General features: G+C 48.9%; 13 protein-coding genes and 1 tRNA gene. 7 read left to right on the top strand and 7 right to left on the bottom strand.

Going from position 1 to position 14,984, the window contains the following annotated elements:
• Positions 1-293: 293 nt before the first annotated feature.
• Both HOM51_05010 and HOM51_05005 read right to left on the bottom strand, forming a co-directional pair.
• Positions 294-370, bottom strand: a tRNA-Arg gene (locus HOM51_05010).
• Positions 371-560: 190 nt separating this feature from the next.
• Positions 561-2,258: an FAD-dependent oxidoreductase gene (locus HOM51_05005; GenBank protein MBT5033859.1), complete on the bottom strand. Its 1,698-nt coding sequence runs from the start codon at positions 2,256-2,258 to the stop codon at positions 561-563.
• Between the two features lie 470 nt (positions 2,259-2,728).
• Here HOM51_05005 and HOM51_05000 point away from each other — a divergent pair, with 470 nt between their 5' ends.
• Positions 2,729-3,181, top strand: coding sequence for a hypothetical protein (locus tag HOM51_05000; protein MBT5033858.1), 453 nt, complete (start codon positions 2,729-2,731; stop codon positions 3,179-3,181).
• 251 nt (positions 3,182-3,432) lie between these two features.
• On the top strand, positions 3,433-5,793 hold the full coding sequence (locus HOM51_04995) for a response regulator (protein MBT5033857.1): 2,361 nt from the start codon (positions 3,433-3,435) through the stop codon (positions 5,791-5,793).
• Positions 5,794-5,993: 200 nt separating this feature from the next.
• On the opposite strand, the gene HOM51_04990 is transcribed toward HOM51_04995, so the two are convergent.
• Both HOM51_04990 and HOM51_04985 read right to left on the bottom strand, forming a co-directional pair.
• Positions 5,994-6,509, bottom strand: coding sequence for a response regulator (locus HOM51_04990; protein MBT5033856.1), 516 nt, complete (start codon positions 6,507-6,509; stop codon positions 5,994-5,996).
• A gap of 565 nt (positions 6,510-7,074) precedes the next feature.
• Positions 7,075-7,617, bottom strand: a complete 543-nt coding sequence (locus HOM51_04985) for a hypothetical protein (GenBank protein MBT5033855.1) — start codon at positions 7,615-7,617, stop codon at positions 7,075-7,077.
• A gap of 343 nt (positions 7,618-7,960) precedes the next feature.
• Here HOM51_04985 and HOM51_04980 point away from each other — a divergent pair, with 343 nt between their 5' ends.
• Positions 7,961-9,493, top strand: a complete 1,533-nt coding sequence (locus HOM51_04980; protein MBT5033854.1) for a hypothetical protein — start codon at positions 7,961-7,963, stop codon at positions 9,491-9,493.
• Positions 9,494-9,764: 271 nt separating this feature from the next.
• Positions 9,765-10,148 (top strand): response regulator, encoded by a 384-nt coding sequence (locus HOM51_04975; protein MBT5033853.1) that lies wholly within the window; start codon positions 9,765-9,767, stop codon positions 10,146-10,148.
• Between the two features lie 58 nt (positions 10,149-10,206).
• Here the strand turns inward: HOM51_04975 and HOM51_04970 are convergent, their stop codons facing one another.
• Positions 10,207-10,887: a hypothetical protein gene (locus HOM51_04970; protein ID MBT5033852.1), complete on the bottom strand. Its 681-nt coding sequence runs from the start codon at positions 10,885-10,887 to the stop codon at positions 10,207-10,209.
• 206 nt (positions 10,888-11,093) lie between these two features.
• Here HOM51_04970 and HOM51_04965 point away from each other — a divergent pair, with 206 nt between their 5' ends.
• A complete protein-coding gene (locus HOM51_04965) occupies positions 11,094-12,254 on the top strand; it encodes a prolyl oligopeptidase family serine peptidase (protein ID MBT5033851.1) in 1,161 nt (386 codons plus the stop codon).
• Here HOM51_04965 and HOM51_04960 read toward each other — a convergent pair.
• Positions 12,251-13,252, bottom strand: a complete 1,002-nt coding sequence (locus HOM51_04960) for an alpha/beta hydrolase (GenBank protein MBT5033850.1) — start codon at positions 13,250-13,252, stop codon at positions 12,251-12,253. The two genes, HOM51_04965 and HOM51_04960, sit on opposite strands and share 4 nt — an antisense overlap.
• Entirely contained in the window at positions 13,253-14,221 is a 969-nt protein-coding gene (locus HOM51_04955) for an ABC transporter ATP-binding protein (GenBank protein ID MBT5033849.1), read from the bottom strand.
• A gap of 145 nt (positions 14,222-14,366) precedes the next feature.
• On the opposite strand from HOM51_04955, the gene HOM51_04950 reads away from it, so the two are divergent.
• Positions 14,367-14,546: a zinc-finger domain-containing protein gene (locus HOM51_04950; protein MBT5033848.1), complete on the top strand. Its 180-nt coding sequence runs from the start codon at positions 14,367-14,369 to the stop codon at positions 14,544-14,546.
• Positions 14,547-14,560: 14 nt separating this feature from the next.
• Positions 14,561-14,984 (top strand): DNA polymerase I (locus HOM51_04945; GenBank protein ID MBT5033847.1); only part of this gene is annotated, 424 nt, incomplete at its 3' end.

The raw sequence follows: 14,984 nt of genomic DNA, 5'->3' as shown, positions 1-14,984 counted from the left end.
GACATGGCGGCTGGAGCACACATAATAAATCTATGAACTGGTATACACCCTAACCTCAGCCTATTTCATATGACCTATAGCATCATATACATAAAGCACCCCCACTGGCCCCTGCCCCCCGTCTACGAGTAGGCTTAGAGGTATGGTGGATGCCCCCAGGTGGACACTTCTCATTCAGGTGGATTGCCGCGAATAAGGGTATGAATACCCGAATTTAGATAGAGTTTAGTGGGGATATAGTGGGGTGTAAAATTAAAGGGCTAGAAGAAAATCTCTTAACCCATTGAAAAGATTGGTACACCCGACAAGATTCGAACTTGTGACCTCTGCCTTCGGAGGGCAGCGCTCTATCCAGCTGAGCTACGGGTGCTGCGCGGGGGGAACATACGCTGAGGGAGCGGGGGTCGCAAGGCTGGTGTGGACTTGCGCATAGCTCATGGGGCATCGGTCGCACGTTCGAATTGTGCCGGGCGCGTGGTGGTGGGGATATTTGGGCGCATGGATGTGCCGATAGGGTGCCGCTTAATTTAATCGATCTGCAATTCACACCACAGGAAAGTTTAAGAACAAGCACGAATCCGAACTTCGGCAGGGAACCCGGTAAGTTGAGAGAAAAGCCGGTCGGGATTATTCGCAACTTGATTTCCGCGCCAAGCTATATGTTGATCGGGGCGGATGAGTGCCAAGTCGCACTGATAAAGGTCGCGTGCGTCCATGTCGTCAATATCAAGAACCTTGAGTGGAATTCCCAAGTTTGCCGCCGCAGTCAACATCTCTGAGACATCCGCCGTGTGCGTTCCCAAGCGCAATAACGTGAAACCCGTGCCAAGTTGATCGTACAGAGAACTGCCGAAGGTTCTCTTCTCATCAAGCCACAGATGAGGGGCTCGCCCGCCGGGAACGCTCGTCGGCGTGTAAGTGACAAAACTGTCAGCAGGTGCCGGACCTTCGGAGGCAATCAAAGGAGAGCCATCATAACGTGCGCCAAGCTGCACGCCAATTGAGGCAAATTGCTCGCCGAAATTCGCCAGCATCTCACCCGCCGTACGCCGTGCCGCCTCGCCCATTGACGTATCGTGCTCGATCGCAGGGTCGATATCGGTTTCACCGATATTAGCTGTCAATTTTCGCGCCGCGTCGGTATTGCGCAAGGCAATTGGCAAGCGCTCTTTTTCGTATGATGCCATTAGCTCGCTGCCGCCCCAGCCGTGTACCATGGCGGCAAGTTTCCAAGCCAAATTTGCCGCATCATCGATACCGGTGTTCATTCCAAAACCGCCTGTTGGTGTAAAAAGGTGCACGGCATCACCTGCGAGAAACACGCGACGATCGGCAAATCGATCAGCGACCAGTGCCATACCGGCCGTCCACGGCTCGTGAGCGACGATCTCCATCGCAATATCGACGCCGACGCAACGACGCATGGCATCTGCGACCGCTGCATCCTCAGGCGGCTGATTCGGTTCACTCGCGCGCGTGCGAAACAAAAATTCGTCACGGCCGTTGACGGCGATCATGCTTGATCGGATCTCGGGATTGACCGCCCAATACTGCCACGCACGACGATGGCCAAGGAAGTCTTGATAGAGTGCCGGCACACGTACATAGGTCGAAAACATACGGCCACCGAAATAGCTCTGTTCGATCCCAGTGTCACCCTGATATTTGATTCCGAGCAGATGCCTGATTAGGCTTCGGCCACCATCGCAGCCGACCAGATATTCAGCGTGCCATGTTTCAGCCATTCCATCCGGTTCACGCACGGTAGAAATATAGACGCTATCATCATTTTGCTCGAAACTTTCGGCATAACATCCGAACCGCATGGTAATATTTGGCCGGGTCTTCGCATGGTCGAACAGGAAACGCTCGAGATGCATCTGGTTCGCCCGATGTATGGGCTCCGGCACCTGATCGGTTTTCGGCGCTTCGGCGATATTTTGCCTCGTTTCGTTTGCCGATGGCATACGCAGCCGCGCCAACTCAAACCCACCAAATCGAGTAAAATAGGCAACATCTGTCGGATGATCAGGCGGCAGCCCCAGCGCGCGAATTTCTTCGCTGATGCCAAGCCGCCGGAAGTGTTCCATGGTGCGGGACCCCTCGGTGCTGCCCTTCGGATGCCACCGTGTCGTCTTTTCGGTATTGAATAAAACTGATCGTACGCCATGCAAGTCGAGGAATAACGCAAGCATCAGTCCTACCGGTCCGCCACCTACGATGGCGACCGGGATACGCGTGCCGTTTGTTTCGACCATGTTTGGTTCCCCTACCGTGCCATCCGCTTCGACAATATCAGATTTCGCTTTTTACTGCACTGATGAGTAGACAAGGCTCACTATACCGAGAGACAGTTTTTAGCTCAATAATTTGCAGGGAACTGTATGGACTTGCGCGTAGCTCATGGGGCGTCGGTCACACGTTTGAATCGTGCTGGGTGCGCGGCGGGGTGATTGGAAACGTAAATTTATGCGCGCAAGAGTGTGCCGATAGTGTGCCGCGGGTTCGTGCCGATCAGAATGTGACGTCACAGATAAGGACGGTCATTAAATATTACAGTCCTGAAATATAACGAAATACTATGAAACTTGCGGACTGCAAATCTTAGCTTATTCTTCGCATCAATAGCACCACTAACTGTGAGGTAATAGGTGCAACCATGCTGTGTGTCGTACACGTAGTATCATATTGCGCTCCGTGAGCCGATAATGGACGTTGAATTTCTCTGATGCCTACCAACCAATACTTTATATCCGGCACTTCCGAAAGTATCACTGATCCACAGATCGTAGAATTTATGGATGCCGTCGTTGATACAGGTTACCTAAACTTCGAAGACCTACAGAAAAAAGGCTTGATGAAGTTCTGGTCCAATATCGCTATTCACCGGTATGAGAACGGTGATTTTAAATACATATTCTATGGCACAAACCTCGTTGCTTCTTTTGGATCAGAGCGGACAGGTTTAAATGTGTCGGAATTAGATAACCCCATCCGTCGGCAAGAGCTATCGGATGCTTTGATGGAAGTCCTAAATACTAAAAAGACCATCTACGCGACCGGTAATCTTATGATTGATGGCAAGGGATACCATCAATGGCAACAAGTAAAGATGCCGTTGCGGCGTAACGGTAAGATCAATGAGGTTTTAAGTTTTATTGTCTTCAACCGCACCTCTTAATCTGATTTCCTTACACAATGATTGGCGACCAGGTCTTCGCTTCTGCCTTGCCGCTCGCGTTAGTTAAGACACCGCCCAATAGAATGGATGGGTGTGCCGATAGTGTGCCGCTGGGCAACGTTGACAAAAAATTTGGCCGTTGCTTCACGCTTCTCTTAACGTCAGGCTCGGGTTGAATAGAGGGGCTTCTTCAGGACTCAATTTGAACATCCTTACTATGTCAAAATAATAAATTTTTACTCGTCATTGATATGTTGACGCCTAAATTTCTGAACATTACAATTTTCAATATGAGCAATTTATCGGAAATTCAGATACTCTACATTGAGGATTCGGCACCCCAACGTGAGCTCGTAAAGCTGACAATTAAGAAAAATTTCGGGCTGCCTGTCGATACGGCGGATACTGGTGCAGAAGGAATAGAACTATGGGCATCCGGCTCTTATAATATCCTGATTGTTGATTATAACTTGCCCGACATGACAGGCATCGAAATTTGCCAACAAGTTCTGTCTAAACAACCCAACACATCTATTCTTATGGTGACGGCCGAAGGCAATGAGGACGTTGCGATAGAAGCCCTAAATCTTGGTGTTACCAACTACATCAATAAAGGTTCAGATAAAAATTTTATAAAGCTCTTACCCGCAGTAATTAGGCGACTTGCGGACCGTGTTGTTGAGTTAAGGGAAAAGAAAAATACAGAGATCGCTTTGCGGGAAAGCGAAAAAAATGCAAAACGAGAACGCGATAGATTACAAGACGTAATAGAAGGCATCACAGTTGGGTTTGTCGTTTATGATGAGAATGACCAATTGGTGATGTGTAATAAGAGCTATTTTAATACCTCAGACGACATACAAGATATAATAATTCCGGGTGTTTATTTTGAGGAGATAGTTAGAACCCGCGCAGAGCGGAATAAAAACAAAGGTGGCATATTGAGGGATGAGGCGTGGATTCAAAAACGCCTTGCTGACCACCGCAACCCAAGGGCACCGTTCGAGCGGACTTATGATGGTCGAACATATCATGTGCATGAATTTAAAACGGCCACTGGTAGTATCACCCTGTTTCGTATCGATATTACAGATATAAAGAAAACGGAACACGAGTTACGCCAAAGCCAGGAACGGTTGACGAATGCCATTGAAAGTCTAAATAGCGGCTTTGCTTATTTTGATGCCGACGACCGTTTGTATATTGCGAATAAAACGTTCGTTGAGACACGTCCCGGGGTCGCCCATTTGGCCAAGCCGGGTATTACATATGAAGAATTTATCAAAGCTCAAGATCCATTAGCTCTAACGATTGGGGATGGCGAGCGCGATGAGGCTTGGTACGAAATGCGTATGAAACAACACCGTAACCCGAGTGGCCCACTCTATCGACAGCTCAAAGACGGTCGACATATCCAAATCGACGAGGTTAAGACCAACGACGGTGGTACCATCAATGTGCGCACAGACATCACCAATTTGATAAATGCTAAGGCTGAGGCAGAAGCCGCTAACCAGTCTAAAATGCAATTCCTCGCAGCGGCTAGCCATGACGTCAGACAACCTCTTCAAGCGCTGGGAATGTTCGGGTCTGCGCTGCGAGATAAGTTATTGGCGACGTCGGTGGGAGATGATGAAACGATTCAAAAACTTGTGGGTCACATGGATAACTCCATTTCCGTGCTGAACGGAATGTTTGATTCCCTCTTGGAAATTTCAAAGTTGGATGCGCAAACGCTGGAGCCAGAAATATTAGAGTTCGATCTCAATGAGTTAATTTTACAGCTGTTAGGTCGATTTGAGCCGACGGCAACAGCTAAGAATCTCTCACTTGAATCTCAGCCAAGCGAATTTAGAGTGCGCTGTGATAAAATTCTCTTGGATCAGATTTTGAGTAATCTCTTGAGTAATGCCATTCGCTACACTGAAAGCGGCAAAGTAGAGCTTGTCGTTGATCAACAAGGGGATCAGATCGTTGTCGCGGTCGCAGATACAGGCATTGGCATACCCAAAGATAAGATCGACCACATCTTTGATGAGTTTTATCAGGTAGGAAATGAACACCGTGACCGAACAAAAGGGTTTGGGCTTGGATTGTCCATTGTGAAAAGGACTGCTGACCTGCTGGAACTGCCCTTGACGGTAGAGTCAAAGGAAGGGCAGGGATCAATATTTACGCTTCAAATACCTCTCGCTAACGGCAAACAAGCTATCAAAGCTTTGCCAGATAAACGTGAAGACGCCCGCGCATTAAAGATCATGGTTATCGACGATGATTCTATTGTCTTGGAAAGCTTAAAGTTCCGTCTCGAAGCCTGGAACCATACGACCCTGGCGGCGTTAAGTCTGGAGCAAGCGCGAGGCTTACTATCCGAAAGTAACATCCAACCTGATATCATCATTTCGGACCTACGATTAAGTGACACCACTGATGGCGTACAAGCGATTGAGGCTTTACGATCACAACTGCGCGAACGTGTTCCCGGTATCATCCTCACGGGGGACACATCGGCTGAGCGTCTCAGGTACATCGAAAATGCGGGGCTCCCAATTTTGCACAAGCCTGTCAATTCCGACACGCTGGCTGAAAAACTACATGAAATTTGTGGCTAAACTTCGGTATCGATACAAAGGCTCTGCCCTGTCCACGACCGGCACCTGATCCGGATCGGTCTCTTCCATCTATAAGAACGAATTTTTAGCGGCTCTATCGTTGACGGAGTGACGAGTTGGCGACCTCATTTTAGGGCCCCGTGATTGAGGTCCGGCGTTAGTGCTCCCGCCCACAGTCCCATTATGGCGACGGAGAGGTATTAAGGATTTAGCATAGCCTCAGACGCCATTTGTAATGCGTTAAGGCTCACTTCTCCGAGCTTGCATGTACACTTTCCCTGCTCCCAGTTACAGGATTCAAGGTGCGTCATGTAAGGAATCATTTCGGTTATTTTTTCTATCAGATTTCGGCTATGATGGGCGATCACTCTTTGGACGACAATGACGAGATAGTCGTTATCAAAGGGCTTTGGAACAAAGTCCGTTGCGCCTGACCGAAAGAATTGAACGGCGGTATTTTGGTCCGCCGTTCCGGTCAAGACAATGACCGGGATCACGATCCCCTTGGCTCTGAGTTCCCGTAACGCGGTCAGCCCATCTTTTTCAGGCATCTGAAAGTCCAAAAGGATAACATCAGGGAGGGTATTCTTTACCTGTTGTATTAAATCTACAGCGGAATCAAGCTGCAGGACTTCGTAGCCCATAGGTGATAAACCGATGTCGATGAGTTCCCGAACATGGATATCATCGTCGACAATTAAAATTCGCTCAGCCAAAAAACTATCTCCACTACAACTTATGGTCATCTGAGTTATGAATAATTTCATATAGCATATAATAATTCTAAATCACAGTTATTTACCTATGAATACAGTCGTATGACTGATCGGAAAAAATAGGTATGTTTTCATTTTCGCGAAAGGACATCAGTTCAACGACAAAAAAATTTGTACATCGGGGAGATATAAGCGAAATCGATCTCCAATAAACCTGGTAGGTAAATTGGTGCTTGTACTCATTTGTCGCCGAATATGGATGGTGAACATGATACGCAACACTAGAAGATCACCAAGTTCTCGAATGGCTTGGGCATAAAACCAGAGGAGCGAATTATCTGGAAGACCTCGCTATCATGCCGACCTTAGACATTTACGCCTTAGCGAATAGTATTCGTCGATATATTGCAGAAGAATTTGACGTCTTCTCACGTGTCGAAAAATACGTCGGGAATCGTCTCCGATGTCGGGAAACATAAGGGATGCTTCGGGGGCGTGTTTTGTGAGAATAGGGTTCAGGAGTGTATGGGGGTTATGGTTATGACTTGGAACTCGATTTCAGGGCCTAATAATATAAAACGTAGGTTACGGTACCTTTCTCGTTGTTCTTAAATAATAGAGGTGTTTTGACCTGATTAAATTTTTTATGCTTCCTTTTATCAATCGACAAATCTCCTTTTAGAAATATTGGTCTGTTTTCAATGAAAGCTGTCGTATGTGCCGTTAAAATTTCTGGTGAAGAACTTCGGAAATCTGGGTCTTTTAGAAATTTTCCTGTTTGGTCTCTTAGAACATGGGAAACGACATCGGTTCCATGGAAGATTACCTGAAAATCATTAACTTCCGGGTGAAATTTTGTGATCATGATATTTGCCCAATAGGGCATAAAAGGCCGCGACTGGATATGGGAAAAGGTCAGTTCTCCGTCGCCCTTTGTTGAATTTATTAATTCAACAAATTTCTTTATTTTATCATCGATTATGAGAGTTTTTTCATTCTTGTGGTCTCCGACCATCGATAATTCCCCACTATTGAATGGCAAACATATCGCCAACCAGCACTGCATAGCAATGTTCCCAGGCAAGGCGGAACTTACCAATGGGTTCACATCTCTCCTTCATAAGTCTGAAAAGGATCAAAAGCGGTCTAAATTATCGACTCCAACCCTATATTGCTATGCGGCTGTGAGCGAATTTTTGTAATCTGAGGTTCGGTGCCAAAGAAGGAATGTGCCGCTGACTCATGTTGGTCTACAATTGGGGAACGAGCTTGACTGTGGTCAAAGCAAAATTAGCCGTAATCCATATAGTGGCGGTCAATGAGTTACTTTGTTTTGAAAGGAGAATGGGGCCAGGAGAGTTCATGCCTCCGTATGAAGGGCGGAACAGAAACGAGCAATTGCCATATGATCTGACGGGTCGAAGAAAAATAGCACCGGAAAAAATTAGTGGATGAACAGCATCAAAGTTTTTACTGTGGCCCCGAGAGATCAGTTAAAGTCTATTCGACCTTCCGAAAACACCCAGCAGAAAAATTCGAAGGGACAGGAACAAATGCCCCCTACGGCGGTGTCAGAGCGGGACAATAAACAACAACAGTTGGAAGGTCTCTTCAGTTGGCGTGGGACTGTCATCTCGCTTTCGTTGTTATTGATATTATTTGTCACGTATTCCTGGATTGAACGTGAAACACGAGAATCTTATCGGTGGGTCTCGCATACACATCAGGTTCAAGTCGCTCTTAAAAAGGTGCTCTCGACAATGCAAGACGCCGAGACTGGACAACGTGGATTTTTACTGACCAGTCAAGAGCAATACCTTGAGCCGTTCGAGTTCGCCATTAAAGAAATAGATAAGCCCGTGTCGCTCGTGCGACGATTGACCCTCGATAACCCGACCCAACAACAGGCTTTGACCAAGGTTGAGGCATTGATTGCTGAAAAGGTTTCAGAATTGAGAGAAACCGTCTCCCTTTGGCGCAATCAAGACCCGAAAGCCGCACTTAAGCTGGTCAATTCTAACCATGGTAAAGAGGTCATGGATCAGTTGCGGAAAATTATCAAAACAATGGAAATTGAAGAAAGCACGCTTCTGGACCAGAGAAAACTGGAAACAAAGAACCATAGGAGAATAGGCTCTATAATTGAGGTAATTTCCCTATTTGTTCTTTCCGCCATTGGCATTTACGTCATTTATAACTTACGAAACCAGACTCGATTATTGAGCCAGCGGGTAGAGGACGGAAAAGCCAGTTTAATCATTTCTCGCGACAAAGCCGAAGCCGCAAATCGCGCCAAATCAGCATTTCTGTCAGCGATGAGCCATGAACTGAGAACACCCTTAAATGCGATCCTTGGTTTCGGTCAAATGTTGGAGGGGACACCGGAGGCACCATTAAACGAGCACCAGGAAGCGTGTGTACAACACATTGTCAAAGGAGGTCACACCCTTACTAACTTGGTTGATAAAATTCTGTTATTTTCAGATATCTCAGATGGCACGACATCCATTGTTGCTTTTGATGTGGCCATCAAGGAGATGTCGGATGAATGCCTGGAAGCGGCTAGGAACAACGCTGACAGGCATGACATTAAACTGATCACAGAATTTCCCGATGAAGGCTTGCCGCAAATTCGGATTGATCCTGAGCATGGAAAGGAAGTTTTGATGACTTTTCTATCCAATGCGGTCCTCTACAATCAGCCCGGCGGAGAGATCAGAGTCGGTGCTTCGCTTGAGAATAATGATCGGGTACGTATATCTGTTTCGGATACTGGCAGAGGCATACCGGTGGATAGATACGCAGAAGTATTCCTGCCTTTTCATCGTCTTGATATGGAAAATTCACCTATCAGCGGTAGTGGGGTCGGTTTGGCAATTGCCAAGGCGTTGACTGAACTTATGGGGGGCCAAATTGGCTTTGAGAGCAAAGAAGGAATAGGAACTACATTCTGGATGGATTATCCTATTATTCATAAAGGGTAAGTCATTAATACGATGCCGTTAACCTGTTTTACGCCATTCCCATAATGAAAATGTTGATCTTTCATTACAATGCCCGAGTCAGGTTAGGTATAAACATTAATACCAGCCTTTGATCACGTCGGCTTTACTCACCATAAGCGATCACATGTTCGAATTGTGCTGGGTGCGCGGTGCGGTGTGTGGGGAAGCGAATATTTTTTGCGTATGGATGCTCTAGACATATATACGGTTGATCAGTAGAACTGTTTCTTAAACAAATGGTACGTACACGATGGGTTCCCAGCCACCCTACAAGTTCGTCATCGTCGACGACGATGCAAGCATGCTTAAACTGATGTGCGCGCTTCTAGAGGATCGTGGTCATGACGTTGTTTTGTCTCATTCTGGCATGTCAGCTGGCTTAGATATTCCTGATTTACGCCCCGACTGCGTTATTACGGATCGGGTTATGTTCGGAGTGGATGGCTTTGAGATGGTGCGTGATCTTCGAGAGGACTCGGAATTGCAGCATGTGAAATATATTATGGTTTCAGGCGCGGTGGACAGGACCATACAATCGAAGATCGAAGACGCTGATTTCGATGCATTTTTTAACAAACCCATTGACCCAGCCACCTTCGCTGACGAGATCGAACGAGTGATGCAGCGTGAATGAGAATTAGTGTCTCGGTTACTCTCTCCTGTCTTCCCAAATTTCATTATTGGTTAATACCCTACCAGCGGACGTCTCCATCTCTGATGTAAACAAGCGCACCGTCGTCCGCGGTATGAGGTGCATGGGCGAGCCCTATTGGATAACGCGCCCATGATCCGGGGGTAATGTCGCCAAACTGATCCGTAAACACGCCGTCAAGGATCAGCACTTCTTCGCCGCCGGGGTGATCGTGCTCCATGATCGTCGCATTTGGGAACACTTTTCCGACGCGGGCGGTTACATCACGCTCTTCGTTTTTGTAGAAATGAACGACCTCGGCTACCCGGTGACCGAAGGGCATCCATTCCGCAGCATCGAGATCAGTCGTCGTTCGCTTATCATCGCTCCCGAATCCGTTGAGACGTTTAACGTAGATAACACATCCTTCTTTTGAAGCCGCCGTATAGGTTGTCCCCGGTGGGTTCATAATGAATGTCCGAGCGCCATAGTCGCCGTGTCCGTCAGAGAACATCCCTTCTATGACGAAAATCTCTAACCGCGTTTCTAATACCTCTGGCGCTAATTGAGTGTTCGGAGCGAGACGGACAAGCGATGTTTCGCGTCCCAACTCTCTATTGTTTACCCGCTCGAGAATTTTTCTTGAAACACCGGTTTGATCGGTACTTTCCCACGCCATTTCGTCGGGGCGTAGAATGACAAGCTTTGTGCAATCAGCATTGACTTCAGGATCAGTCATCATCGGATTCCTCCGTATATTAATCTGCACACGCGCACTTTCGACAAAAGTCTATGTGGTAGCAGTGAAAGAGTCTATCGAGTTGCACGACGAGTGCCCGTAACTGAGAATTCACGCTGAGGGAGCGGAGGTCGCAGGGGTTTCCTGTAGGCTGCATTTATGCAAGCCTCACCCTTCGCTGAAATTGTAAAAGGCGGGGGTATCTAACGATGATGTTTGAATATTTTCCTGAAAATTATCCGTGGTCGATGGCGGCCATGATGGCGGTGAACGCAGGCGCCGTCATGTCCGAGGTGGATGAGGTGTTGCGCGATCTAAAGGACGTTGCGGTTCGCAATGATGATACGGCAAACCAATCTTGGCACGATGCTTGGTCGAAACTCGGCGAGCGTTCCGAGAGGTTGGCCAAACTTGATGTCGGTAAGAACCGACGCATCAGCGCCGGTGATAAATATTTGCGCGCCGCCATTTACTTCATGACCGCCGAACGAATGGGTAAGTCGAATTCGCCCGAACGTCTGGTTACCTACAAAAGGATGCTCCGGTGCTTCGAACTCGGTACGCAAAATTTACAAGCCCCCGTGACCAAGGTTCAGGTTCCATTCCAAGACACCTTTCTACCAGCACTTTTCTATCAGGCTCAAAACGTAACGGACAATTCGCCAGCGCCCTGCATCATCCATTTTGATGGATTGGATGTCATGAAAGAGTATTTATATCTGACCGGGTTGTCGGCGCAATATGCGCGGCGCGGAATTTCAACGCTGTTGTTAGATCATCCTGGCGTTGGTGAGGCCCTGCGTTTGCAAGACCTTAAACTTACACCGAATACGGAAGAGCCAGCTTCCGCAGCAGTTGATTACCTAGAGAGCCGCGCGGACATCGATGCTAATAAAATTGGCATCGCGGGTATCAGCCTGGGCGGTTACTACGCGCCGCGCGCGGCAGGGTTTGAAAGCCGACTAAACTGTGTCGTCGCATGGGGTTCGATCAACGACTATGGGACCATTACCCGTGGAAGGCTCGATGGATCAGGTACAAATTTATCTGTTTCCCATTGGGAAGAACACATGCACTGGGTCCTCGGCACATCGACGCGCGAAGAAATTATAAGCTTTACCGACGAGATGGTTTTGGATGAGGCATTAGCAAACATTCGCTGCCCGCTGCTTATTCTGCACGGCGAAAATGATCGCCAGATTCCAGTAGCAATGGCGAAAAAAACTGCGGCAGGGGCGGTCAATAGCCCAGCGGTTGAGCTTAAGATTTTTACCGAGGAAGAGGGCGGGGTTGAACACTGTCAGGTTGATCATAGCAGCTTGGCGATCGAATACATGGCCGACTGGGTCGCAGACGTTTTTAACGACTAAGGCTTTTCTGAAACGAAACGCGCGCGAGCGCCCGTGTCAGCTTTAGACGGCAAGGGTGCTTGTGCATTTTGTATCCAGGCCGCGATGTCGTGCCAAAAGATTTTTGCCTTCAAATCCCGAAGCAGCATGTGGTAGCCCTTTTTGTAAATTGCAATGCGTTGGTGCTGGCGCGCTGATTTAGGCAATCGGCGGAGCATTTGAATTGTTGGGTCTTTTGGTACGACTTCATCCCGCATGCCGTATAAAATCAGCGATTTTTTATCGAACTTATCCGACGCCGCCAAGGCCGCATCCATAAGGTTGGTAAGGCCGTGAACAGTATCGACGCGGGTTTCTTTGATCACCAGCGGGTCGCGACCGAGCGCGCGGAGCATTTCTAAATTATCGGATGGTTTGATCTTTAATCCGCGACCAGTCAACGTTAGCCAGGGCACGGTGTATGATGCAACGCCCAAGGCCCAGCGTTGATAGAACGGCATGGTTTCACGGCCCCAAACCGCCGGAGCAGATAGAATGACGCCATCGACTTTGGGGGGCTCCGGGCCTGTCATTGTAACCATCGTTACCGCCCCGCCCATGCTTTCGCCAATGATGTAGAGCGGAACGCCTTTGTGGTTCGAACGAACCAACCGCACCACGGTTTTAAGATCATCGATATAGGCCTGGGTGCCGGGCCAGAATCCGCGGTGCTGAGTTTCGCCGAATCCTCGCTGATCGTAGGCGTAGGTTAGAAACCCTTGTTCTGCCAAATAGGTTCCGGGATCGTGAAAAAAATTGCTGTAATCGTTAAAGCCGTGCAAGGCGACGAGGATAGCCTTTGGTGGAGATGATGTCGGTTTCCAACTGCGAAGGGGTAAGCGATAGCCATCAACAGTGAGAATAGCATCATTGCTAAGCCGTGCTTCGCCAATGGCTGGACCCGGTTGTTTTAGGATTGGCGCGCACGCGGTTAAGATCAGAATCGCCGGAAGTATGAACCGGAGACCCCGCCACCTCATCTAAAGCTTCCCCGTCTCCGCCCCGCCGGTGAGGTGCAGGAAGATGTCTTCCAGCTCGACTTCTTTAGTGGCGAGGTCGATGATCGCGAACCCGGCAGTCTGAATTGCGGTCAGAATTTCACCACTGTTGGTCTTGCTGGGGGAATATCTAAATATCAATTGGCGGCCATTTCGTTGCTCGACATTGAAGGGCGCGAAGACGTCGGGCAAGGTGCCAACATCTTGGTCAACGGTCACCATCATTTGCTTGGCGTCCAGGCGCTGCAGAAGCTTATCCGTTGCTTCGCAGGCGATCAGTTCTCCGTTGTTGATGATGGCGATTTCGTCACAAAGGGCTTCGGCCTCTTCCAAATAATGGGTGGTGAGCAGAACGGTGGTGCCTTGCGCATTCAATTCCTTAACGTGCGTCCAAAGCTGACGGCGAAGGTCAATATCCACGCCCGCAGACGGCTCGTCCAGGACCAGGACCCGGGGCCGGTGAACCATGGCTTTGGCAACCAACAAGCGTCGTCGCATGCCGCCGGACAGAGTTCGGGGGTAAGCGTCACCTTTGTCTTCAAGTCCTACGGCCCGCAAAATATCATCGGTTTGGCGGTCTTTCTTTGGGACACCGTATAGCCCAGCTTGCAGGTCGAGCAATTCACGCGGCGTAAAAAACGGATCAATGCTCAATTCCTGTGGCACGACGCCAATGGATGTGCGGGCTTGGCGCATTTCTTTTTCGATGTCGTAGCCACAAATCTTGGCGCTGCCTGACGTTTTAATGACCAGCCCCGCCAGCGTGTTGATCAAGGTGGATTTCCCGGCGCCATTTGGCCCCAACAGTCCAAAAAAGGAGCCCGCTGGAATGTCCAGATTCACGTCTTTCAAGGCCACCTTCGGCGGCTGGCCCGCAACGCCAGCGTAGGTTTTTGAGAGCCCCCGAATTTCGACGGCATTTGGTATTGAAGCGTCAGGCATAAATTTCATAATTCCGGAAGCAGGAGGCACAGGACGAGTTTGGCATTAAACCGGATCAAGGCCCCAATCAAGACCCCAATCAAGACATTGATTGTCGTGGCTCAATCGGTATCATCCAAGTATCGGTTCGGTCAACGTTCTTTGGGGTCAGATCATGGATACAGAAGAACCCGTTTATGTACAAACACGGTCGGTTGCGTGCGATGGCGGCGGCGGTCCGCTGGGCCATCCCAACGTTTATCTAAAAATTGGCGACACGGGCGACGTCGTCTGCCCCTATTGCAGCGCGCAGTTTATCCTGAGCGATGATGCCGAAGAGGCGGCGGGCCACTGACCGAGGCTGCCTCAATCCCAAAACATGTCTTCCTGATCGACGGATCGGGATTTCTTTTCCGCGCCTATCACGGTTTGCCACCGATGTCGCGCGCCGATGGCACGCCGGTGAACGCTGTCTTTGGCTTCACCAAGATGTTGATGAAGCTGGTCGAAGATACGGATGCGGATCATATCGCGGTGGTCTTTGACCGCGCCCGAAAAACATTCCGCAACGAAATTTACGGTGAATACAAAGCCCATCGACCGCCACCGCCGGATGATTTAATCCCGCAGTTTGCATTGGTCCGCGAAGCCACCCGTGCACTTAATATTGCCGAGGTCGGTATGGAGGGATACGAGGCCGATGACCTGATCGCCACCTATGCCCGCCAGGCTCGGGAAATTGGGGCGGAGGTCACCATTGTTTCTTCGGATAAAGACCTGATGCAGCTGGTGG

This window comes from Rhodospirillaceae bacterium (assembly GCA_018660465.1).
Taxonomy (GTDB): Bacteria; Pseudomonadota; Alphaproteobacteria; order Rhodospirillales; family JABJKH01; genus JABJKH01.
The sequence above is the reverse complement of the archived record's forward strand: the minus strand, read 5'-3'. Positions and strand labels throughout refer to the sequence as shown.

What these genes read in the sequence shown, in the direction of transcription:
- HOM51_05005 (MBT5033859.1), bottom strand. Translation starts at nt 2,258, where the DNA reads ATGGTCGAAACAAACGGCACGCGTATCCCGGTCGCCATCGTAGGTGGC.
- HOM51_05000 (MBT5033858.1), top strand. Translation starts at nt 2,729, where the DNA reads ATGCCTACCAACCAATACTTTATATCCGGCACTTCCGAAAGTATCACT.
- HOM51_04995 (MBT5033857.1), top strand. Translation starts at nt 3,433, where the DNA reads ATGTTGACGCCTAAATTTCTGAACATTACAATTTTCAATATGAGCAAT.
- HOM51_04980 (MBT5033854.1), top strand. Translation starts at nt 7,961, where the DNA reads ATGAACAGCATCAAAGTTTTTACTGTGGCCCCGAGAGATCAGTTAAAG.
- HOM51_04975 (MBT5033853.1), top strand. Translation starts at nt 9,765, where the DNA reads ATGGGTTCCCAGCCACCCTACAAGTTCGTCATCGTCGACGACGATGCA.
- HOM51_04970 (MBT5033852.1), bottom strand. Translation starts at nt 10,887, where the DNA reads ATGATGACTGATCCTGAAGTCAATGCTGATTGCACAAAGCTTGTCATT.
- HOM51_04965 (MBT5033851.1), top strand. Translation starts at nt 11,094, where the DNA reads ATGATGTTTGAATATTTTCCTGAAAATTATCCGTGGTCGATGGCGGCC.
- HOM51_04960 (MBT5033850.1), bottom strand. Translation starts at nt 13,252, where the DNA reads ATGAGGTGGCGGGGTCTCCGGTTCATACTTCCGGCGATTCTGATCTTA.
- HOM51_04955 (MBT5033849.1), bottom strand. Translation starts at nt 14,221, where the DNA reads ATGAAATTTATGCCTGACGCTTCAATACCAAATGCCGTCGAAATTCGG.
- HOM51_04950 (MBT5033848.1), top strand. Translation starts at nt 14,367, where the DNA reads ATGGATACAGAAGAACCCGTTTATGTACAAACACGGTCGGTTGCGTGC.